Raw genomic sequence first — 22448 nt, 5'->3', positions numbered from 1 at the left:
GCCTATAAGGAAGTTACGATGTCACCTATAAATATTCTCTATATCAAATGCAGTCCTCGCCGTGAGCAGTCGACTAGTCATAGTTTGGGGGACAACCTGTTATCCCGATTAACGGAACAGCTCGGCAACCGTGTGTCGCTGGTAACGCGGAATTTGGCTGAACAGCTTTTGCCAGCAGTGTCGCCCGCTTATGCAGAATCTTTGTTAATACCCGCGGAGCTTGCTCAGGCTCGCTTTGGCGAGCAGCTATTACATTCAGACGATCTGATTAAGGAACTGCAGGCGGCCAATTTGGTTATTATTGCTACTCCGGTGCACAACTTTGGGCTCCCCGCCGTTTTAAAGAATTGGATAGATCACGTTGTTCGCAACGATGTCACCTTTAAGTCTACAGAGACAGGGAAAGTTGGCTTACTCGCCGATCGCCCGGTTATCTGCGCGGTAACTTCAGGTGGTGCAATGTTTAGAGAGCCACCGATACAGCCGGACTTTTTTAGGCCGTATTTGCGGGCGGTGTTAGAGGTCATTGGTATTAAAGACCTTCACTTTGTTGAAGCGACGGGAATGGCGTTTAAAACAGATTCTGAATCCTTTATCAACTCGCAAATAGAGGTCTGGGAGCAGGAAAATATGGCACGGCTAATATCGCGTTTAGATTGACGTGAATGGGCAATGTGGCCAAACGATATGGCCATATTGCCACGAGACGGTTTCTGAATAGCGAAGGGTGATGCTATGGATTTACAGGTAAGAGGCGAATACTTAAGCGTGTGAGTCATGACGTTAGGCAAACCTGGTACGCCAATCAGGCAGACAAGTCCGGACTGCACATTGACAGCTGGGTGCAGTACGCCTGGTTTGACAATACCGTTCAGGGCGACGGTCTGGCGTCTGAAAAGTATAATTCCAAGGGGTGGTTGGCCTCTGTTGAAGCCGGCTACAGCTTTAAGATGGGTGAAAACGAGCGCGCCAGCTACTGGCTGCAGCCTAAAGCGCAGCTAACCTGGATGGGCGTTCATGCTGATGCGCATCGTGAAGAAAACGGCACTAAAGTGACGGGTAAAGGCGATAACCTCTCTACGCGGTTAGGCCTGCGCGCCTATGCCCAGGGCCACAGCAGCGTTGACGATAGCACTGGTCGAGTCTTCCAGCCGTTTGTGGAAGCCAACTGGATCCACAACAGCAAGAGCTTTGGCGTGACGATGAACGATACGTCTGACTCCCAGGCCGGCACGCGCAATATTGGCGAAATTAAAGTCGGTGTGGAAGGGCACTTAAGTAAAAACCTGAACCTGTGGAGCAGCGTGGCTCAGCAGATGGGTGATAAGGGCTACAGTGATACACAGGCTATTCTTGGTATTAAATACAGCTTCTAACCGTATGCGTTAGCTGTTTATAAGCGAAAGCCACTCCAAAGCAGCGGAGTGGCTTTTTTATTGCCTGAAGTTAGCATAGGAGTAAACTCTAGTAAGATACTTTAAAAACAAGAAACGGAATGTGGAAGCGTGTAACATAGTATAAAAATATACCGTAAATACAAACGGCTATATTCAATGTTAATCCGCTTTTGTCAGATGGAAATTAGAAATGCGTACTGTTGACTGTGTTCGACTTCTCCTGCTTGCAGCAATATGGGGAGCAAGTTTTTTATTTATGAAAGTCGCCGTTCCCGCATTCGGATCCGTCAATACGGCCTTTCTCAGGGTCTTTTTTGGTTTTATTGGACTGGCGGCGATCCTCTTATTTTACCGCTCACTCTTTTCCTTCAGGGGAAAACTGCCCGCAGTCTTACAGCTTGGCGTCATTAATTCAGGGCTGCCATTTCTGATGTACTGTATTGCTGCTCGATGGTTGCCAGCGGGCTATTCCGCCGTTTTTAACGCAACTGCACCAATGATGGGAGCACTTATTGGTGCAGTTTTCTTCAAAGAAACTCTGACGATAAAGAAACTGAGTGGTATTGTTCTGGGCCTAGTGGGAATTATTATTATTAGCAGCTTAGGCAGCACTGACTCAATGCATAACCTGCTCAAAGGAACGCTGGCCTGTCTGGTTGCTACTGGGTGCTATGGTCTTGCTGGTTTTCTCACAAAGCGCTGGATCACTGAACAGGGTGGGCTCGATCCCCGCACTGTCGCCTTTGGTAGTCAGGCCGGAGCAACACTATTTTTACTGCCTTTCTTTGGCTGGACTTTTGCTTCAGAGCCACAAATAGACTGGCTTCAACCCTATGCGTGGGGAAGTATTATTGCAGTCGGTCTGCTTTGTACTGCAGTTGCCTATATTCTATATTTTAAACTGATTGCAGACATTGGCCCTCTGAAGACGCTGACAGTCACGTTTCTTATTCCTCCTTTTGCCTGCCTGTGGGGATATCTGGCGCTGGGTGAGAAAATCGGCGAAGGATTTATTGTTGGTGCCTGTGCCATCTGTTTTGCGGTATGGCTGATCGCCTCTCCTGACAGGCGTATTAAAAAATAGAGCAGGGGGCAATTAAAATCCTCTGCTCGGTTTAATTTTTGCTCGCTAATTCAGTCAGCAGAGAAAAACGTTTAGTAAACTGGTTACTAATCTGTCAATTCCGCATTCGGACCGCGCTCCATTAGTGTTGACAGCACCATTTGCGTGCGCGTACCGGAAACACCGTCAACACGGTGGATCGTTGCCAATAGCTCCTCCAGTGATTTCATATCGCGCGTCCTTACCTTCATCAGCAAACCGTAGTCTCCGGCCACGGTGTGTATTTCCTCTACGTCAGGCAGATTGGTCTGTGCGGCGATGTCGCGGGTTCGTGCAATGGTATTCGTCATGACGTGAATAAAGCACAACAGCGGACGTCCCAGAGAAATGGGATCGAGCTTGGCGACCGAGGCTAAAATAACGCCCTGACGCTTCATGCGCTTAACGCGCTCGTGAACCGCGGGAGCTGAAAGGTGCAATTTTTCACCAAGCTGCGCATAGCTTTGAGAACAGTCCTGAGAGAGAAGGCCTAATAGCGTTCGGTCTACGCTATCCAGCTTTGCGGCCGATCGGGCTTCCTCTTGAATGTTATTCATATTTTTAGTCATATTTAATATTTATCTTTTTTTTATAAATGAAATTGATTAAAACAATTAATATTCTATGGCAAATGGACTGGTTATGAAAGCTGATATCAATACGCCCACTCGGGTAAATGAACGCATTTTGGAGGCTGCTGCACTTCAGGTTTTGAGATCTCGCACTACACCACAGCCACGCGTTATACGCATGGCTGTGGGTGAAGAGCTAGATGAACTGCGCACAATGACGGTGCCTATGCAGGGTCGACCGCTTGATGAAGTTATTGAGGAAATGGTAGAAAAAGTTTACTACCACAGGGCACAGGCAGATCATCCACGCTTCTTTGCCTTTGTGCCCGGGCCCAGCTCTCCGATCTCGGCAATCGGTGATTTTCTGACTGCGACATATAATCCCCATGCGGGAAACTGGCTTGAAAGTTCGGGGCCGAGCTGCATTGAGCTCCAGCTGATTCAGTGGCTGGCGGGGCATCTCGGGTTACCTGAGTCCTGTGGCGGGTTGTTTGTGTCCGGCGGCTCAATGGCGAACCTGACCGCGATGGTCGCTGCCCGAGACCAAAAGTTGCCTGTCGGAAAACGCTCAAAGGGAGTTGCCTATGTGTCTGAACAAACTCACTCCTCGGTTTCCAAAGGGTTGAAAATTATTGGATTTCTTCCCGAGCAAATTAGACGCATCAAATGCAATGAGCATTTTCAGCTAGATATACAGGATCTTGCTGACGCCATTGCTAAAGATAGGGCGGCGGGACTCGTCCCATTCGCCGTCATCGCAAGCGCCGGTACAACAAACACGGGGAGTATCGATCCTTTACCCATTATTCGCAGCATTTGCGACAGGGAGAACCTGTGGATGCACGTAGACGGTGCGTACGGCGCATCTGTCGCCATTTCACCGCGCTATCGACATCTGTTAAAAGGCATAGAGAGCGCAGATAGTATCAGCTGGGATGGGCACAAGTGGCTGTTCCAGACCTACGGCTGCGGCGTTGTTATCGTTCGCAACAGAGAGCATTTGATGTCGTCGTTTCATACTCGTCCTGAATATTTGCGCGATACCGAGACCAATGAGGGACAAGTTAACTTCTGGGATATGGGCGTCGAACTCACGCGACCGGCTCGTGGTCTCAAACTCTGGTTAACGCTTCAAACCGTGGGCAGCGTTGCCATGGCTAATGGTATTGAACACGGCTTCCAACTGGCGCGCTGGGCGGAGGATGAACTCAAGCAGCATCGCGGATGGGAAATTATCAGCCCGGCGCAGCTGGCGATCGTCAATTTTCGCTATGTGCCAGAGGGCTGGGAAAAGCCACAGATTGATTCTCTGAACAAGGCAATTTCCCAGCGGCTTCTTCAAGACGGCTATGCGACAGTTTTGACAACCGACCTTAATGGAAAAACGGTTCTTCGCATCTGCGCCATCCATCCTGACGCCACCGAGCAAGATATGCGACAGACGATATGCAAGCTGACTGAATGTGCAAAAAGAGAAATAGCAGGTTTTTAGAGATCGGCGTGCGGTGGGTTTATGGAAACTCACCGCATAAGTCATCCCGTAAAACCTCAGATTGTAATTTCCGATGCCTTTGTTCGCATAATGTATATTATGTTAAATAATCAAAAATCACTCATAACTTCACTATTCCAGTCATACTACTATTACTCCCGCTCTCTAATGCTTCATATCGGCATGCAGGCTAGTCCAATAGGTTAACTTGGCCAGCCTGCAATACCAAATAGAGAAACAGGACCTGACTTACTACCAGCTCAGAGTGTTTAACAGAGTTTTTCCTTCCTGGTAATACTTGTCTTTAATATCCTCTGTCACGCTAAATGTGGTTATCAGCAATTTATCGTTCACTGAGGACATCTGCATCATGCTAATAATAGCCGGGCCACCTGCATTACTATTGTCAGGCGTAATGATTTCCAATAAAGCAGTCTTCTTACCATTAACGGTGGCCGTAGTCACTTTAGGCGAGAAGGCGTTCATCTGATTTTTCATAGCCTGTGCAAAAGCCTCAAGTTGAGTCTCACGCATGGCCTGAGACGTTTGACTGAATGCCAATGATACTTTGCCCTTTTCACTTTCAATATACCAAACTTCATTAGGGCGCTGAGCCATCGGATATTTCTGCTTAAGCATTTCTTCTGGCATTTTGGTAAAATCGGCTGGTAGCGTTATGCAAATTTTTCCATCAAGCACATTGCCGTTTTCACATTTATTTTCATCACCACCGCAGCCGGCTAATAATAGTGTAGGTATCATAATTAACCCTGCCAGCAGAAATTTTAATTCTTTTTTCATTGCTATTTTCCTCAAATATATAGGGACTAAATTGTTAACGCAGCAGTGTCGCTATACTTTAGCTGCTGTTTATTTACTTCATGACTGCTCTGCGTTTCCTCTTTCTTATTAATGGTATAAATATATTTTGCCTGAAAGGTTCGCCTGCATGAGCTACAATAGTAGCGTTGATAGCCAGAGCGTGCGACACCGTGTTTTTTTACAAATTCCGTTTGTTGACAATAGCGACAGTCAATTCTTTTATTAAACATCACTTATGTTCCTTATTCATTAATACATTTTTGAGTTTCCATTCATTTAAAGGCTCAGCTGTCTTTGGCGTTGATATCGCGGTAGCGAACCGTCTATCCGATATCTGAACTTAAAAAATTTTCATTCCTCATGTATTTATGTGCGCTGTTGGCCAGCTCACTTTTTATATTTCCTTTCCCTACAGTGCTGATGTAATGGTCTTTAATTCCAGATGTTAATAAGGAACCTTATAGAACATACGGTTTGCGTAGCTATAGATAGAAAGATAGGCTTTTATCTAAAGAATGAGGCTACTCCAAAACCTCTTGGAGTAGCCTCATTAAGTGCGGTTAGAAACTGTACTTAACGCCAACGATGGCCTGAGTATCGCTATAGCCGCTGTCGCCCATTTGCTGAGCAACGTTGGTCCATACGTTTAGTTTTTTGTTTAAGTGCCCTTCCACACCGACTTTAATTTCGCCAATATTGCGCGTGCCGGCCTGGTAGTCAGAAACGTCGTTCATGGTTACGCCAAAGTTTTTACTGTTATAAATCCAGTTGGCTTCGACAAACGGCTGGAAGACTCGTCCGGTATTATCATCAACGCTGCTGTGGCCTTGGGCATAGGCGCGCAGGCCTAACCGCGTAGAGAGGTTATCGCCTTTACCCGTCACTTTAGTGCCGTTTACTTCACGATGCGCATCAGCATGAACGCCCATCCAGGTTAGCTGCGCTTTAGGCTGCAGCCAGTAGCTGGCGCGCTCGTTTTCACCCATCTTAAAGCTGTAGCCGGCTTCAACAGAGGCTAACCAGCCCTTGGAGTCATAGCTTTCTGACGCCAGACCGTCGCCTTGAACGGTATTGTCAAACCAGGCGTACTGCACCCAGCTGTCGATATGCAGCCCGGACTTGTCTTCCTGGTTGGCATACCAGGTACCGTAAAGGCCTAGTGCATAGCCGTCCACTTTGTTTTTAGCGCTGTAGGCGGAGTACTTAGCGTCGGTCTTGCCATTAACGCGGCCGTAGCTAGCCATTGCGCCAAGATGGAAGCGGTCGAGGCCGTTATTGCTCCACTGAGCCAGATCGCCGCCAATCTGCGCAACATAGCGGTTTAACCGCGTTTTCCCCTGGCCGGACTGGGTGCGGCTGCGGTTATGACCGCCTTCCTGACGTAACCACAGGCTGGTGACTTTGGTTTCACCTGTTAAAAAATCGGTATACTGCGTTTCCCCCAGTCTATCGTGCAGGCGAGTCACAAACAGCGCGTTGGCCGCCGCCAGGTTGGCGATATAGGCGCCGGTCTCAGGGCGGATCACTCTGATAGCATCACCCTCTCCTCCCGGCTCCGGTGTTGGAGTCGGGGTTGGCTCAGGATCCGGCGTTGGATTGGGTTCAGGATCTGGCGTTGGGTTTGGATTAGGGTTAGGTTCAGGCTCTGGTTCCGGTGTCGGCGGGATTAACGCATTAGTCAGATACCAGTTTTTACCCGTTTTTGTCACGCTGTACTCATAGGCGCCGCCAACCACACGGTTTCTTAACTCAAAGACGCCGTTTGACTCGCCGGCAACGGTAATGATTTCAATGCCGTTGACGGTCTGCTCGCCGGTGCCGTTGTAGTTGTTAACGATAAGGCCCGTGGTGCCCGCGGTGGTGCTGCCCTCAACGATAAGTTTATCAGTGGCAGAATCATCGCCTCCCAGCACGGTGTTCATCGTCAAAAGTCCGCTGCCAGCATAGTCGCCATGAACGGTTAGGGTTTTAAACCCCCCACTGTTGCTCGGTGCCATAAAGTTAACGTGACCGCGATCCGTCGTCAGGCTGGTGACGGTAGAGTTCCCCGTCATGTTCCACACAGCGTCATTGGCAATGTTCATGTTGATCGTGCCACCGTAGCTGTCATTCGCATAGCTGGTAGCCGTTAGATAGGAGTTCGGGGTATTCATTTTTATATTAATTATACCACCGTCATAAGCGCTGATATCACCTACGACCTGTACCATGCCGGTACCCGCTGAGTTAACATCAATTTGGCTACCTGTATCATAGGCATTGAGTGACCAATAAATATTGTCGTTATCATTCAGGAATAGTCCTTTTTTAATATCGACTTTACCGCCTGATTCAGCCTCTATACCGGCAATGTAATCAGCCTGAGTGCCCGCTAATGAAATAGTTAAGTCATCATAAAATTCTGCGATGGTCGGTCTATCGTAATATCCACCGAAGCTAAATATTCCCCGCGCGGTATCTATGCCATTCATCACCGTAATACTGGTTTTGCCATTAAATTTAGCCTGACTCTCCCCAACATATAATCCCGTATTATTATAACCGCCATTAACCGTTACGGCGAAATCCGTATTCGCCGTTAGCTGCGTATCTTTGCGAAGAGTAATAGCGCGCAGCCAGTAAGGTACGGGATCATTTGGATCTAAATAGCCGATAACGTAAGGATCAACGCCTTGAGGCGTAAGGTTTTCACTATAAACCGTCACGCCGCGATTGCTGTTAAACGTAAGATCCGTCCCCACAACGCTAATAGCCTGACCGTTAGATTCCAGTAGATATGTATCATCGTTTCCACCTCGGGCTATGGATTCAATTAGCATATGGCCAGTAAATTCGAGCGTGTTTCGAATACCGTCATAAATGCCTTCCGCATAGGCATGATTTCCAGCATGGATACCACCCCGACTTTTTATAATAATGGTATCAGCTTCAAATTTCGCCGTATTAATCGGATCATATTGTACATACTTACCCATATGTAACGCATAGCCATCGGACTCAATGAGAATTTGCTCGGTAGCATGAATATCTACGGTGCTCCCGTCGTAGATAAACATCCCTACCTGATTCTGAATTAGGCCACTATCCGGATTGCCCTCTAGCTTCACAGTAAAGTTTTTCCCATCAAGGTCAAACCTACTAGTTTCAATCCTTAAGCCATGCCGACTCAGGCCTTCTGCGCGATTACTGCCCATGTTGACAGTAAAATCTTCTCCATTAAAAATAAAATGGCTTCCACGGTGAGTACTTATACCCGCCCAGCTTGTAGCCGCAAGTCTATCACCATCAATATCGACAGTAAGGTTCCCCCCATCAAAATTGAATAGACTATTATCGACATAGATACCAGCAGACCCACCCTGAACTCGGTTAGCCCCCGGCATATAAACGGTCAAATTGATTTTATTATTTCCATCGTTGTTAAAATCAAGCTGACCTCCGTTGTTGGCATAGAGTCCATAAGTATTTTCAGCCGTATTATTCGCTTCATTACTGACAATCAGGTTGCCGCCGTTAAAGGTTATCGTCCCGTGAAGACTACTTCCATCGGCCTCAAGCGCGCCTCTATTATTGAGACCTTTTATGGTTAATGTATTACCTTCGCTAATATCAATATTGACGTCCCCATTTAGCGTACTAATGACAGGTTTCCTGCCATCCAGAGGCCCCGTATAGCCGCTGGAGTCCAGAAGAACGTCGCCGTTGCTTACGGTATAGCTACCGCCGGTAATAACATTGCTCATGCTGGTGGTATAGATACGATCGGTTAACTCCGTTGCGCCCATGACTGGGCTGCAAAGAAATGAGCTCCCTAGCATTATCGGTACGACTTTCTTCCATTTTTTTTTCATCATTGAAATATTCTCCATTTTGACGTGTAAAAACAGTGTTTCTTAGGCTAAAAAAATAGGGCTTCTGGGTTTTAGCTGGGGGAGTTATGCGTTGAAACGGTGATTGTCACCCTTCCATGGGGAACTAATTTTTGCCTTTCTCCCTGATCTATTGCCATGGTATACGATCTAAAATATCGGTCAATAGCGATTTTACAATAAAATATTTTTATATTTGATGCGATCTAAAATATCGAGCAATAGTGAATTTTCAATAAAATATTTTTATTTTTTGGTGTAAGAAATAACGTCTTTTTATAAGGCGAACGCGTTATTTTTTAATGGAATATTAACAAATGAAGATTTTTATTATTTCTAGTATGAAGGAACGCTGTTTTCCAGCTGAGTGATATTCACTCCTTTGTCTGAGATATCAGCATAGGGCAGCCATCGCGTTAACTTCTTCCAGACACGATGCAAGACAGACTCTTGGCCTAAATGATGAAATAAAAAAGCTGCCAAAGACCATAAGCCTTAGGCAGCTTTTTTTGCGTTACGGACTGCTATTTTGAGGATTGCCCGAAGTTATATTTAATGCCTAGCATGAACGCTGTATCGCTATATCCACTGTCACCAACCTGAACGCCGACGTTTCCCCACATGTTGAAATGACGATTTATCTGGCCTTCGACGCCCAGCTTAAGTTCGGCGACGTTATCAGCACCAGCCTGAGTGATGCGCCTATTTCCCATTTCCGTACTGAATTTTTTAGTGTTGTGTATCCAGTTTGCTTCTACAAACGGCTCAAACTCGCGCTCTTTACCTTCATCAGACTGATGATGCCCTTTAATAAAAGTACGAACGCCTAAGCGAGTCTGAATATTGCCCGCGCCTTTGCTGTGAATTCGAGTGCCGTTAGTTTCAGCGAATGAATCAGCCTTAACGCCCATCCAAACTATTTGTGCCTGAGGCTGCACAAACCATTCGTTGATTTCATCTTTACTGTCTCTATATTCACCGGTTTTAAAGGTATAGCCCGTTTCAAGAGAAGCGGTAACGCCTTTAGACTTATAGGATTCTGCTGCCAGCCCCTGCCCTTTAACCTGGTTATCGAACCAGCTATACAGGGCCCAGGTATCTACATAGGCTCCCGTATTTTCGCCCTTATTCTGTTGCCAGGTGCCATATCCGCCGAGACTGTAACCGCTTACAGAGCTATCCGCCCGGTAGTCTGTTATTGATGAGCGTGTGTTGCTGTGGCTGTTGGCATACCCTCCCATAACGCCGATGTGCCAACGATCCTGACCATCGTTGCTCCACTGAGCCACATCGCCGCCTAAATGGAGAATGTAGCGGTTAGCCTGGGTTTTGAGCTGGCCGCTGCTGTCTCTTGAACGAGTGTGCCCGCCAACGTTACGCATCCACATGCTGGTAACCTTTTCTTCACCAGTAAGTGCATCGGTATAATAGGTTTCACCCAAACGATCGTGCAGGCGATGAACAAAAAGCATATTAGACGAAGCGATATTGTGAATATAGCCGCCAGCTTCAGGCCTGATCGTGGGTTCAGAAGTCTCTGGAGCTGGATTTGGATTTGGCCGATAGTTAGTCAGGTACCAGTTTTTACTATCAGCACCCTTCTCCGCGTTTCCTCTATTGAGGAAGTACTCATATGCTCCAGCGGTAATACGCCCAGCCTGATTGAAAACGCCGTCAGATTGGCCGCGGACGCTAATCAATTCAATACCTTTCTCTGTGTAATCCCCCATACCGCCGACGTTAGTAACGTAAACGCTGGTTTCTCCTGAGGTATTACCCATTATCGTCATACGATCGGTGACAGAATTATCATCACCGGCAACGGTATTAAAGTGAAGCGAACCACCCCCCTGATAGTTGCCGTTAACCAAAAGCCGGTTCCCTACCAGCGATTTTGCGTCGTTGTTTACTCTACCTACATAGGTATTTCCCTGATTGCTGAAATGATTATCAATGGTCAGGGCTGATAAACTTGGCTGATTGGCGTGGTACAAGCTCCCTACAAAAAGGGTACTGCCAGGCGTTGTCGTAGTCTCTCCCAAGTATCCTGTAGCAGAAAGCAGAGCGTTAGGTTTAACGATTATCTGCCCGCCTAATGCGTTGGTTGAATCAAGGTTACCGCTGTAAATAGTGGTTATTCCGCTATAGTTACGGCTATCGCCGCTAAGGGCTAATTGAGCCGTTCCCGACTTAGCAATCGTCCCTGAGCCATCAAATTGGCCCGCAAAGTAGCTGTTATTATTTTGGTTTATCGTGAGGTCTGCAGACGTGACATCAACTACGCCGCCTGAGCCGGAGAGCGATGACATAATGAGGTCGTGATGATTAAGATTTAATCGACCACCATTGACGATATAAGTCGTATTATCAACAAAGGCTTTGGAAGCATTCGATCTCAGCTCCCCGGCTTCTACACGTGTTCCTCCGGTATAATTATTCTCACCGGAAAAAAATAACCGTTCCCTCACCGGTCTTAACCAGCCCGCCATTTCCTACAAGATTACCGTTAAGCATCATTTTCTTGTCGGTATCTGCCTCCAGTACCGATTCAGAAAGTACATTCATGTTAACGGCGGTGGTGAGTTTATTATCACAGTACTCGCATGAATTAACGCGAAGCGTTCCACCATTAAGATTGAAGTCATATGAGCCATCGCCCGCGACAATCCCGTCTTTGGTCGGAGATAGGCTGCTATCAGAGATGGAAATAGTACCGCCTGAATTGAGGTTTACGGTGGCGGAAGAACCTAAATCACTCGCTAGGAATAGGCCTGACGTTCTCTCACCAAATCCGTCCGCGGCCATATAGGCTTTGCCCTCAAAGTAAACCTCGGCCCCGTCCTCAACGGTTAGAACCGCAGTTCCCACGCCTTTAGTTTGGGCATGAAAGTCGATACTGAAAACATTACCGCCTTCACTGGAAGCCAACGCTAATAAGCTTTGAATGCCTAACTTACTGCCTGAACCCGTAACGTTGATATTGACGGTAGGCGTTTTGACTAAACTATTAATATCATCATTTTTTCTGGCAAACGATGCGATCATTCGACCGGTGATGAATGAGCCGCCATTAGATATATTGACATCAGCATCGCCAAGATATCCCAAATAGACATTACCATCAACGACGCCATCTTCTATATAAGGACTAGACTCAATAATCTCATTTCTTACATGAAGAGAGCTGTTCTTTCCATTGATATTAATTATACCTTTATTGGCGGAGTTTCCGCTGCCGGCCCAAAACAATACCCCCCATAGCGTTTCCAGGTGAACCGGATACTGGGCCAACGCTTACGCGGGCGCCATCAAGAATATTTAGTATTCCTGTAACACTCTTATCTCGCTGAGTATATCTGTCATATACTGAGGTGTCGCCAACTTTCAATACCGTCGCGTTAATGAGTCCAATATTGTTGCCGATGAGATTTAGAACACCGGTTGTTTCATTAGATTGCGTTATTTGGCTCTCGGCCGTTCCTACACTAAAGTGGGTAATATCACCAATGAATGCAGCATTGTCTTTAATTGTTAGCGTGCCATTACCGCCATTATATCCAACAGTGAATGCATTATTGTAACTGGCAGAACCCTGTAAAGTGAGTTCGCCACTGTTTCCATCCCCACCACCAATGACGTTTCCTTTATTGTTCCAGTCCCATAATCCGCTGCTGAATTCTCCTACATCATTATAATACGGAGGTGCCGCATAGGCTGAATGACTAGCTAACGGTGTTGTAGCTAACCCAATAGCAATAAACAATTTTTTGTAATAGAACATAACGACATCCGTTTCTAATGCATCATTAATCCAAGATATAAAAGCGTTGCCAATATACGGCAATATCTATTCTAGATCAAATTATTAATCGAACTGATACTGTATCCAATGAGGTTTTAAATGAAAAAAACACTAATTTCCTTAAAGGTTGACCATCAAATTAATGAGTTGAATTTGTTATGGAATAATTAACATGATCACAATTATAAAAATAGAATATATTATTGCTCATTCCCCAAAACACCTACTTAGAGGTAAAGTCACCGGCCTCTGATTGTGCTGGTTATCACTGCTTTTCATGATTAAAATGTGTTAGCCGCTTTTAGAGATTTGGCTTCACGCTTCTAATCTGCTAAAGCACACTGAACGTTTCAAATAACGGACTATTACGATGATCGAACGTACGGTATTCATGCTTCTCGCTATTTGTGGCTGTTTTTCCTTCCAGCCCTTTGCCTTTGCGGATGTATATCAAGGCTACATTGGGCGCTATCCGGTTGTGATGCATTTTGCTTTCAGAGACCCAGAAACTATTCAAGGGCGATATTTTTATACCCGCATTAAGCAGGATATCTTACTGATAGGGCATGAAACCAAAGGTACAGAAACATCAAAAAATGATGATATAACTCTTACTTCTAAAGAAACCGGCGATAAATTTTGGTTAAAGCGCCACGGAGACGGCTATCAGGGAATATTCGAAAATAAAGCGGGAGAGCCGCTGTCCGTTACGCTGACCCAAGTACAGCCTTCAACTGTAAAAAATCCGCTCCCTCTTCTGGATTTCGCAAAATCCAGCGACTATGAAAAGCTGCGCTTCGCCGACGTAGCCTTGATACCCGGAAAAAAAGAGACGGTAAATGGGAAATACTTCATCCAATGGTACAGCGATCCGTATACCGAGCTAACAATGTTTCGCGTGATATCTGGCTACCCTGCTGATGTGCTGACAACGCTAAATCGGGAGCTGGAAATACGGCACTATATTGCTATACACGATGTTCTTCAGTGTGTCGGTAATGACGGGCTTTCGGGTGCAAAAGGCTGGACCGTTTCTTCCTATTTCTTTAATGAAAAATGGGTCAGCTACGGCCTAAGCCTGCACTATAAGTGTCTGTTCGACGGTGCGCCGCGTGGCGACACGCTCTATACCAACACGTTAGGCGTTACGCTCGATCCCAAAACGGGTGAGCAAGTTCCGATTGAGCGTATTTTTTGGGTAACACCCGAAATCAAACAGCCTAATAGCGCTATGCAGCGCGATGATTATCTAAAGCAAATATATGCCCCCACACTGGTTGAGATTTTTCAGCGACTCTACCCACAGCATATGAAGGTTACCAACGACTGTGACTATGCTAATCCCGAATTTTGGATATTTGGCAACTGGTATCTCACTAATAAAGGACTATACGTAGGGGCCAAGCCTGTCGCCAGATATAGTCACTGTAAATATGCGCCTTGGTCTATTATCCCATTTGATGTATTAAAGCAATACTATCATGATATTGATTAAACTGAGCCCTCTCGGCACGATCGCCCTATTTTTCAACGCTTTCATTGCGCATCAAGCCAGGCGATTTCCTATTGAAATAGAGAGGTTTATTGATGAAAAGTCTCACTAAAATTACTCAGCAAAATCATAATGTTAGGTAAAAGATAATAAATATAGAAATTATTTAGAAAATTTATATCATCATTAGGTCTATCTATATAAGAGTGAAAAACACATTTGGCACAAGACTGTAGGATATTAATCCCCCTGCCATAAAATGTACAATAAGGCTATTGACACTCTTGTTGGGTGGGAATATTACATGTGATGCAGTATCAACACATTAGAGTCCTTGACCCATCATATCACCCTAGTGTACTATTTTTTACCAACACCATCACACCCATTGACAATGTAATAATTGTTGAAAGATGCTGTGGACTTAATCCCCTATTAAACTAAAGGGAAATATCTGTTTTTTTCAAGAAAAACAGATTGGTTTTACTTTTAATATTAAAAATGAAGCCACCTCATATTTAATCAATAAATTATTAGCAGCCTAAGTAAAAGGATTTCAAATATGAAAAAAATAACAGTTATCGCTTTAGCCACACTTTCACTCTCATACGTAACAGCCGCTAACGCCAATAATACCGTTAAATTTATGGGTGAAGTCAGCACTCAAACCTGTGCTGTCGACATCAACGGTGTTTCAAGTAATCCTATCGTATTACTACCTACTGTTCCCGCCAGCTCATTATCAACTCAGGGGCTAACTGCTGGTGAAACGACGTTTACGGTAAATCTGACCGGCTGTACGTCAGAAAGTAGCGCAACAACGGTTAAAACCGTTTTTGTGGGTTACAACGTGACCAGCAACGGTAACTTGGGCAATACTGGCAGTGCGACTGACGTCTCCATTAGACTGCTAGACTCCGATGGTTCTACCCCTCTTGATTTCACTTCTGGATTTGCTACCACATCAGAAATGACATTGGCCAGCGGTGCGACCTCTACATCTCAAGAGCTAACTGCAAAGTACTATGCTGAGAGTGGCTCTATATCCGCAGGTTCGGTGATTACTAGCGCGCAATACGCTATCACTTATCCATAACGGATCGTCAAATATTAGTTTCGGGGAAAATAGCGAGAGCCGCCTTCAGTGTTATTCTCAATATAGTCCCCGGAGTTAATACCAAGGAACTTCTTGACTGGAAGCAAAGCAATGTCGTTACTCTACAAGTTACTAAAGCGCAGCAGCGCATTATTACTGTGTACCCTGGTCGTTAGCCAATATAGCTATGCCAGCGTTATTATGAATGGTAACCGCATCATCTATTCCGCTTCAGCTAAAGAGAAAACCCTGCAGTTTACCAATCAGGATCCCTACCCTAATGTGGTACAGATCTGGCTGGATACAAATAACCCACGTTCAAATCCATCAACGGCCGATGCGCCTTTTGTCGCCACACCACAAGTGTTTCGTATGGAACCCAATTCGGGTCAGGCCGTCAGACTGGTATTTACCGGATCTGGATTACCGCAGGATCGCGAATCAGTATTCTATTTTAACTTTCAGCAGATCCCGTCAGTTAAGTCATCAGATAAAGATAAAAACAAGTTACTGCTTTTAGTCTCCAATCGCCTCAAGGTTTTTTATCGCCCTGATTCATTACCCGGTTCATCGGATAAAATCAGTGATGAGCTCACTTTCTCTGTGAAAAAAATTCAAGGGAAAACGCATCTGGTGGTCAATAACCCTACTGCCTATCACGCCAGTTTTACTCAGGCCACTATCACAACAGCAGGTAAATCGGTCAATGTACCGGATGTCACCATGGTTGCCCCTAAATCAGAGGTATCCTGGCCGATAAGATCGTCTATTAGTGTTAATCGTTCATCGATTCTTCAATACAAGCTGGTTAATGATTACGGCGTTGAAATTAAAACGAAGTACCAGTTCTGATTGTTCAACAACACAAACGATGGACTATTTCACTCAATATACTTACTGGCTCAAACATCGTGGCCTACTGCTATCGATGATAACAGGGTTGGTATATACACATGCGTCATATGCCAATGTTCCACCAGTGGATATTAATGCCGATGAATACAGCTTTGATGAATCTCTGTTCAAGGGCAGTCATTTAGCGATACCAGACATATCCCGCTTTAACAAAGCGGAGAGTATTGCCCCAGGGCAGTATCAGGTAGATATCTATCTCAACAATGAGTTTGTTGGCAGCAATAATGTGACTTTTGTTAATGCTACCAATAACAAAGTATTACCCTGTCTATCTAGAGAGCTTCTAATTCAAACCGGGGTTTATGATTCAGCTATAAGCACGAACTCACAGGATAGTGCAGATGAACGTCGCTGCGTTATTCTCGAACAGCAGGTTGACGGCGCGGGTAGCCAGTTTCAGTTTTCTGAGTTACGCCTGAATTTAAACATACCGAAAAAATTAATGAACCATCGCCCGCGGGGATATATCAGCCCGGACTCCCTTTCCAGTGGAGAAACTATTGGTTTTATTAACTACAGCTTGAATCAGTATCACGTCGCCTATAAAAACAGTGCCACCAAGGATCTTGACTCGACTTACGTCAATATTAATGCGGGTGCGAATCTAGGGTTATGGCGCTACCGTCAACAGTCTTTTTATAACAGCCAAACAGGTCAGGACAGCCGTTTTACGACAACTCGTCGCTATGTTCAACGAGCTATAGCTCCGTTAGGCAGTGAAGTTATGGTTGGTGAAGGCTTTACCAGCGGGCGCTATTTTTCCGGTTTAGGCTATCGGGGACTAGAACTGGCGTCTGACGATCGTATGCTGCCGGAATCACAGCGTGGCTATGCCCCATCGGTACACGGTATTGCCAAAACCAATGCCAATGTCATTATTCGCCAGGGTGAAAATATTATCTACCAGTCAACGGTAGCGCCGGGGCCTTTTGAAATTAATGATTTAAACGCCACTAACTATGCCGGCGATCTGGACGTTAGCGTGACGGAGGCCGATGGCAGCGTCAGTACGTTCAAAGTGCCCTTTTCTGCTGTAGCGGAGTCACTGCGACCGAATATTTCACGCTATTCTCTGTTGGTCGGTAAAACGCGATACGTTGGGGATAGCGATCTGTTTGGTGAAGCCAGCTATCGCCGCGGTATTAGTAATGCCATAACCGCTAACAGCGCGTTCCGTTTAGCCGATGGCTATCAGGCAGCCATGCTTGGGGGCGTTTATACCAGTCAGCTAGGCGCTTTTGGGCTCGATACCACCTATTCTCGCGCACAGCTACCAAATAGCGACGATCAATCCGGCTGGATGCTCCACCTTTCCTACAGTAAAACCTACAGTCCAACCAGTACGACCTTCTCCATTGGCGGATATCAATATTCCACTAATGGCTATCGTGAATTAAACGATGTCTTGGGCATTCGACAGTCGGCTAAATCGGGAGATGACTGGGAGTCATCAACCTATATGCAGAAGTCTCGCCTTGAAGGTTCTATTAACCAATCTCTCGACTGGGCCGGCAATGTCTATCTTTCTGCTTCAACTCAAAACTATCGTAATGGAAAAGCGCGGGATAAACAGCTACAGCTTGGCTATTCTAAAGTTTTCCAGAATGGCGTGTCGTTTAACCTGTCAGTCGCCCGAACGCATAACGGTGGTTTTTATAATAATCCCTACACGAATAACGACGGCTATAGCTACAGTCAGTACGATAACAAGAGCACGTCTGAAACTAACACCGCCTTTTCTATCTCAATTCCGCTCGGCCGCAGTTCTTATGCGCCAATACTTACCGGAACATTAAATCGCTCAGGCAACTCGGGAACCTCTTATCAAACATCGCTATCCGGAACTTTGGGAGAACAGCGCGATATTAGCTATGGTCTCAATGTCTCAACCGACAGCCGCCAGCACCAGACCGTGTGGAATGGCAACTTGCAGACCCGCACCTCCGTTGCCACACTTGGGGCCTCTGCATCGACCGCCAGTGACTACTGGCAGGCTTCAGGTTCCGTTCAGGGGGCTATGGCGCTACATAGTGGGGGTATCACGCTAGGTCCCTATGTAGGAGATACGTTTGCACTGGTTGAGGCCAAAGGCGCCAAAGGCGCCAGCGTAGTGGGCGGGCAAGGCGCCAAGATCGATACGTTTGGCTATGCGCTAGTCCCTGCATTGACCCCCTATCGCTACAACACGATTGCTTTGGATCCCGAAGGAATGGACAGCCGTAGCGAACTGCGGGATGCCCAAAAGCGCATTGCTCCCTACGCCGGTGCTACCGTGAAAGTGAATTTTAAAACCGTATCTGGATACGCTCTGCTGATTACCGTACAGCAGCCAGAAGGCCGTGAGCCAATCCCTATGGGGGCTGATGTGTATAGCGAGCAGAATACAATAATCGGTATGGTCGGTCAGGGTAATCAGGCTTACCTTCGCTCAGACAGTACTGATGGATATCTTACTGTCCGCTGGGGAACAGAATCCGGCCAACAGTGCCGATTACACTACGATCTATCAGGGCAGGATACTGACAGGCCGCTGATAGTATTAACCAGCCAGTGCCAATAGCAGATTCTAAGTAGAGTAATAGCCACTATGAAAAATCATCGTTATCTATTTACCAGATACCCTCTTATTGTGGTCACATTGCTCGCTGTCCTGTGGTCAAACCTATCTGAAGCTCAGTGTACAAGAGTTACCCCCTATATTGATTCAGGGTGTGATAGCTGCGGGCTTGGCTTAGGTCTGGGTAAAATCAATATCACTGATAACTACCTGCAGCCAGTTGGCACTCCATTGGGGAGTTCAGTGGTTAATTTTACTACGGCAACAAGATACCCCGATCCCAATAAAGTGCTCTATCAGTGCGATCTTGCGGATAAAGACGATATCTATGAAGTTTTTGCTACCAACGGCGACGATCGAGTTGGTGGGTATTATGAACAGGGTACTAACGATGGCTATCCAGGATATTACGCCACCTATATTCCCTATGTCGCGATTAAGTTGACTCACTTAAACTCAGGTATTGTTTTCAGTCGCACCTGGCAATCAGCGCCGTTGACTAGCTATGAAGTTGTTGGGAACAAAATCAATATTCGAGTGAGAGACCTCAGCCCAGTACGCGCTGATTTAATTAAAATCAGTACACTGCCGGGGAGAGGGAAAAGTAACTACTGCGGCTATTCCGCCTCTAACCCTCTCACTGGTATGGCCTCAACCACCGGGGCATCAACCTATACTTGTATTCAGCCTAATGGTTATATTCTGTTTGCAGGCCCCGGTATTGCGGCACAAACGCCCGGAACAGACAGCGCAGATGAGTACGGTACTTGGGGAACTGGCCGTTGGAACGCGATGGGGATGGGAACGGCACCGCAGTCAACCATTAGCTATACGGCAACCTGCGTCGCCCGCAATGTGACACCGTTGGTGCTTTTCCCAACGATCTCCGCAGCACAGCTCAATAACGGAGAGACCGTTCAAAGCAATCTGAATATTACGGTTGAATGCAGTAACGCGGCGGTTTCTGGTGTAGCAAGCGGCAATACCGCAATGGGATTACAAACGTCTCTGGAAGGCTATAACATCGCCCAGCAGCTAGGCTTAGTTAACAGCAGCGGAGGCGTCAGCTATCTGTTATCCCGCGGCTATGGTACTGACAGTTCAATCGCTACCGGTGTAGGGATCAGAATACAAAATGCCAGCACCGGCGTCAGAATGAATTTTCTTGGCTGGAATGCCTGTACCTCTTCCGGTTGCCCAAGCGGTGACAGTGCCGGATGGTATCCGGTATTAGCCGGAGCCAGCAACAGCGGTAGCAGCGCTAGCGGTTATAACAACTACACCACGACCCTTCAGGCCACGCTGGAAAAGCTACCGGGAGAAACGGTCACTGCCGGAAAAGTGGACGCTACAGCCTATGTGCTGGTGAAAGTACAGTGACAGAGTAAATCACATGAAGAAATATGGCTTGGTACTTCTGTTAGGTCTGGGATCTGTTTATGGATTAGCGCCGGCTAATGCAGGCATTATGCCGTCGTCAACACGCATTATTTATCAAGAAGGGACTACTGAGCAAAGCCTGATGCTGGCGAACACGAATCCCTATCCGGTCATGGTTCAAACATGGGTTGATAACGGTGAAATAGACGGAACCCCAGAAAAAGCCAATGCGCCCTATATTGCCTTGCCGGCGGTATTTCGTATGCAGCCAAATACCATGCAGGGACTGCGCATTATCTATAACCAGCACCCTTTACCGACCGATCGTGAGTCAGTGTTTTGGCTCAACCTGTATGAGGTTCCTCCCACCAAATCTGCACAGTCAGCATCTTCACCCAAAGTGAAAATGACCATGAATACTCAGATGAAGATTTTCTATCGCCCAAAAAGCCTGAAAGAAAAACCACAGGACTGGGCAGGTAAATTACAATTTTCACTGTTTCGTCGCGGAGATATGCTGGTTATCCGCTGTACCAATCCAACCCCCTACTTTGCCTCTTTTGCTTCTCTTAAGCTGGAGATCTCTGGCAGGCAGTATTCCAGCGAACAAAAGCTGGATATGATGACGCCGCCCTTTGAGCGGGCTGAATATGAGTTTAAGCACCCAGCTGTGCGCAACGCGACCGGCACGCTAGACTTACAGTATCTGCTTATTGATGATAACGGCTTTAATCAGGCAGCCTCTCAGGCGGTGACAATTAATAGTGTGGAACGATAAGAACCCTACCGCTTGAGGCTAGGCACGGTCGACAACACCGATTAGACACCAGTTCCCTGTGGGCATTGACCAACGACGTCCACGGCAGCGGGACGGTTATCAAGCGTGGTACCGGTACGGTGCAGATTGATGGAGACAACGTTGCTGCTGGGCTGATTGATATCGAGAACGGTCTGGTACTGGTGGGCGGCAAGCCGGACAGCATGACCACCCGTTCTAGCGCAGCCGCCACCACCCTGAACGGTATCTACGTGGACAGCTGGGTGCAGTACAGCTGGCTGGATGCGACCGTGAAAGGTCAAGGTGCGGCTAGCGAAAGCTATGACATGGACGGCTTTAGCGCCTCGGTGGAAGCGGGCTACCGGATGCCGATTTACCATGGCGAAAACGGCAGCGTTTACCTGACGCCGCAGGGTCAGGTGACCTGGACGGGTATCACCGCGGATAACCACCGTGAGGCGAACGGCACCAAGGTTACATCAGCCGGCAGCGACAATGTGCAGACGCGTCTGGGGATGAAAATCTCCCGCGACGGCGTGAGCGACGCTGACAAGGGCACCGACAAGCTGTTCACGGTCTATGCTGAAGCCAACTGGCTGTACAACAGCGAGCTGGCGGGGGCACGCCTTGACGGGGTGACTGTTCGTCAGGCGGGTAGCCGCAACGTGGGCGAGCTGAAGCTGGGTGCTGAAGGCCAGCTAAACCGCAACCTGAACGTCTGGACTAACGTGGCGCAGCAGCTGGGCGACAAGGGCTACAGCGACACAGCCGTGACGCTGGGGGTGAAGTACAGGTTCTAATCTCCTGCTCTAGTCTGATGTAAAAACCAAGGGAAGGCATAATGCCTTCCCTTTTCTATTTGGCTTTTTTAACCAGCTACCGCATTAGCGGCAGTTTTTCCAACATCTGTTTAAGCGCTATCGCATCCCAGGGCGTATGTTCCGCAATAGTGATACCGACGATCTCTGAAATCATAGCGATATCTTCCAGCATCTTAATCAGCGTCTCTATCCGTAGATGCCCATGAGGTACACCGGGTAAGGCAACTTCCCCCTCAGGTACAGGGCGCGCAAAGAGTAGCGATCTAAACCAGTGAGGATCGAGCGCGTCAAGATCGAGATGGATAACCAGACGTTTGGCTCCCGTGTTTTTAAACCAGTCCAATAAACCATCT

At 46.9% G+C, this 22448-nt stretch carries 17 protein-coding genes and 2 pseudogenes; 11 read left to right on the top strand and 8 right to left on the bottom strand.

Features of this window, described 5'->3' with window-relative positions; all coding sequences use genetic code 11:
• Window positions 1-18: 18 nt before the first annotated feature.
• From DQM29_RS08920 to DQM29_RS08910, 3 genes and pseudogenes are all read left to right on the top strand, one after another.
• Window positions 19-660 carry an FMN-dependent NADH-azoreductase gene (locus DQM29_RS08920; protein ID WP_111740361.1) on the top strand — a complete coding sequence of 214 codons (642 nt, stop codon included), beginning with the start codon at window positions 19-21 and terminating at the stop codon, window positions 658-660.
• Between the two features lie 131 nt (window positions 661-791).
• A pseudogene (locus DQM29_RS08915) lies at window positions 792-1376 on the top strand (autotransporter outer membrane beta-barrel domain-containing protein); the annotation flags it as partial.
• 211 nt (window positions 1377-1587) lie between these two features.
• The gene (locus DQM29_RS08910; RefSeq protein ID WP_111740359.1) at window positions 1588-2481 is read left to right on the top strand and encodes a DMT family transporter; all 894 of its coding nucleotides are present in this window, start codon (window positions 1588-1590) and stop codon (window positions 2479-2481) included.
• Window positions 2482-2567: 86 nt separating this feature from the next.
• Here DQM29_RS08910 and DQM29_RS08905 read toward each other — a convergent pair whose 3' ends face one another.
• Complete coding sequence (locus tag DQM29_RS08905) at window positions 2568-3068, bottom strand: Lrp/AsnC family transcriptional regulator (RefSeq protein ID WP_111740358.1); 501 nt, start codon at window positions 3066-3068, stop codon at window positions 2568-2570.
• 73 nt (window positions 3069-3141) lie between these two features.
• Here DQM29_RS08905 and DQM29_RS08900 point away from each other — a divergent pair, with 73 nt between their 5' ends.
• Entirely contained in the window at window positions 3142-4563 is a 1422-nt protein-coding gene (locus tag DQM29_RS08900; protein ID WP_170126516.1) for a pyridoxal phosphate-dependent decarboxylase family protein, read from the top strand.
• Between the two features lie 252 nt (window positions 4564-4815).
• Here the strand turns inward: DQM29_RS08900 and DQM29_RS08895 are convergent, their stop codons facing one another.
• The 6 genes and pseudogenes from DQM29_RS08895 to DQM29_RS08870 all read right to left on the bottom strand — a co-directional run bounded on the left by DQM29_RS08895 (window position 4816) and on the right by DQM29_RS08870 (window position 13098).
• Window positions 4816-5364 carry a DcrB/PsbP domain-containing protein gene (locus DQM29_RS08895; RefSeq protein ID WP_111740356.1) on the bottom strand — a complete coding sequence of 183 codons (549 nt, stop codon included), beginning with the start codon at window positions 5362-5364 and terminating at the stop codon, window positions 4816-4818.
• Between the two features lie 116 nt (window positions 5365-5480).
• Window positions 5481-5615: pseudogene (locus tag DQM29_RS18390) on the bottom strand (transposase); the annotation flags it as partial.
• A 330-nt stretch (window positions 5616-5945) separates the two neighbouring features.
• Window positions 5946-9239, bottom strand: a complete 3294-nt coding sequence (locus DQM29_RS08885; RefSeq protein ID WP_197708857.1) for an autotransporter outer membrane beta-barrel domain-containing protein — start codon at window positions 9237-9239, stop codon at window positions 5946-5948.
• A gap of 539 nt (window positions 9240-9778) precedes the next feature.
• Window positions 9779-11743 (bottom strand): autotransporter outer membrane beta-barrel domain-containing protein, encoded by a 1965-nt coding sequence (locus tag DQM29_RS08880; RefSeq protein WP_111740353.1) that lies wholly within the window; start codon window positions 11741-11743, stop codon window positions 9779-9781.
• The gene (locus DQM29_RS08875; RefSeq protein WP_145960355.1) at window positions 11694-12503 is read right to left on the bottom strand and encodes a hypothetical protein; all 810 of its coding nucleotides are present in this window, start codon (window positions 12501-12503) and stop codon (window positions 11694-11696) included. Before DQM29_RS08875 ends, DQM29_RS08880 begins: the two co-directional genes overlap by 50 nt.
• Entirely contained in the window at window positions 12469-13098 is a 630-nt protein-coding gene (locus DQM29_RS08870) for a hypothetical protein (protein ID WP_145960354.1), read from the bottom strand. Before DQM29_RS08870 ends, DQM29_RS08875 begins: the two co-directional genes overlap by 35 nt.
• 328 nt (window positions 13099-13426) lie before the next feature.
• On the opposite strand from DQM29_RS08870, the gene DQM29_RS08865 reads away from it, so the two are divergent.
• The 7 genes from DQM29_RS08865 to DQM29_RS08835 all read left to right on the top strand — a co-directional run bounded on the left by DQM29_RS08865 (window position 13427) and on the right by DQM29_RS08835 (window position 22074).
• Window positions 13427-14551, top strand: coding sequence for a hypothetical protein (locus DQM29_RS08865; RefSeq protein ID WP_111740350.1), 1125 nt, complete (start codon window positions 13427-13429; stop codon window positions 14549-14551).
• Between the two features lie 559 nt (window positions 14552-15110).
• Entirely contained in the window at window positions 15111-15644 is a 534-nt protein-coding gene (locus DQM29_RS08860; RefSeq protein WP_111740349.1) for a fimbrial protein, read from the top strand.
• A 93-nt stretch (window positions 15645-15737) separates the two neighbouring features.
• Window positions 15738-16496: a fimbrial biogenesis chaperone gene (locus tag DQM29_RS08855; protein ID WP_232054888.1), complete on the top strand. Its 759-nt coding sequence runs from the start codon at window positions 15738-15740 to the stop codon at window positions 16494-16496.
• 76 nt (window positions 16497-16572) lie between these two features.
• Complete coding sequence (locus DQM29_RS08850; RefSeq protein WP_415270863.1) at window positions 16573-19119, top strand: fimbria/pilus outer membrane usher protein; 2547 nt, start codon at window positions 16573-16575, stop codon at window positions 19117-19119.
• 27 nt (window positions 19120-19146) lie between these two features.
• A complete protein-coding gene (locus tag DQM29_RS08845) occupies window positions 19147-20496 on the top strand; it encodes a fimbrial protein (protein WP_111740346.1) in 1350 nt (449 codons plus the stop codon).
• Between the two features lie 13 nt (window positions 20497-20509).
• On the top strand, window positions 20510-21274 hold the full coding sequence (locus tag DQM29_RS08840; RefSeq protein ID WP_206750037.1) for a fimbrial biogenesis chaperone: 765 nt from the start codon (window positions 20510-20512) through the stop codon (window positions 21272-21274).
• 65 nt (window positions 21275-21339) lie between these two features.
• The gene (locus tag DQM29_RS08835) at window positions 21340-22074 is read left to right on the top strand and encodes an autotransporter outer membrane beta-barrel domain-containing protein (RefSeq protein WP_232054886.1); all 735 of its coding nucleotides are present in this window, start codon (window positions 21340-21342) and stop codon (window positions 22072-22074) included.
• Window positions 22075-22150: 76 nt separating this feature from the next.
• Here the strand turns inward: DQM29_RS08835 and DQM29_RS08830 are convergent, their stop codons facing one another.
• Window positions 22151-22438 carry an arginase family protein gene (locus tag DQM29_RS08830; RefSeq protein WP_145960353.1) on the bottom strand — a complete coding sequence of 96 codons (288 nt, stop codon included), beginning with the start codon at window positions 22436-22438 and terminating at the stop codon, window positions 22151-22153.
• Window positions 22439-22448: the final 10 nt, after the last annotated feature.

Source organism: Leminorella richardii (genome assembly GCF_900478135.1).
In the GTDB taxonomy this organism is placed as follows: domain Bacteria; phylum Pseudomonadota; class Gammaproteobacteria; order Enterobacterales; family Enterobacteriaceae; genus Leminorella; species Leminorella richardii.
The sequence above is the reverse complement of the archived record's forward strand: the minus strand, read 5'-3'. Positions and strand labels throughout refer to the sequence as shown.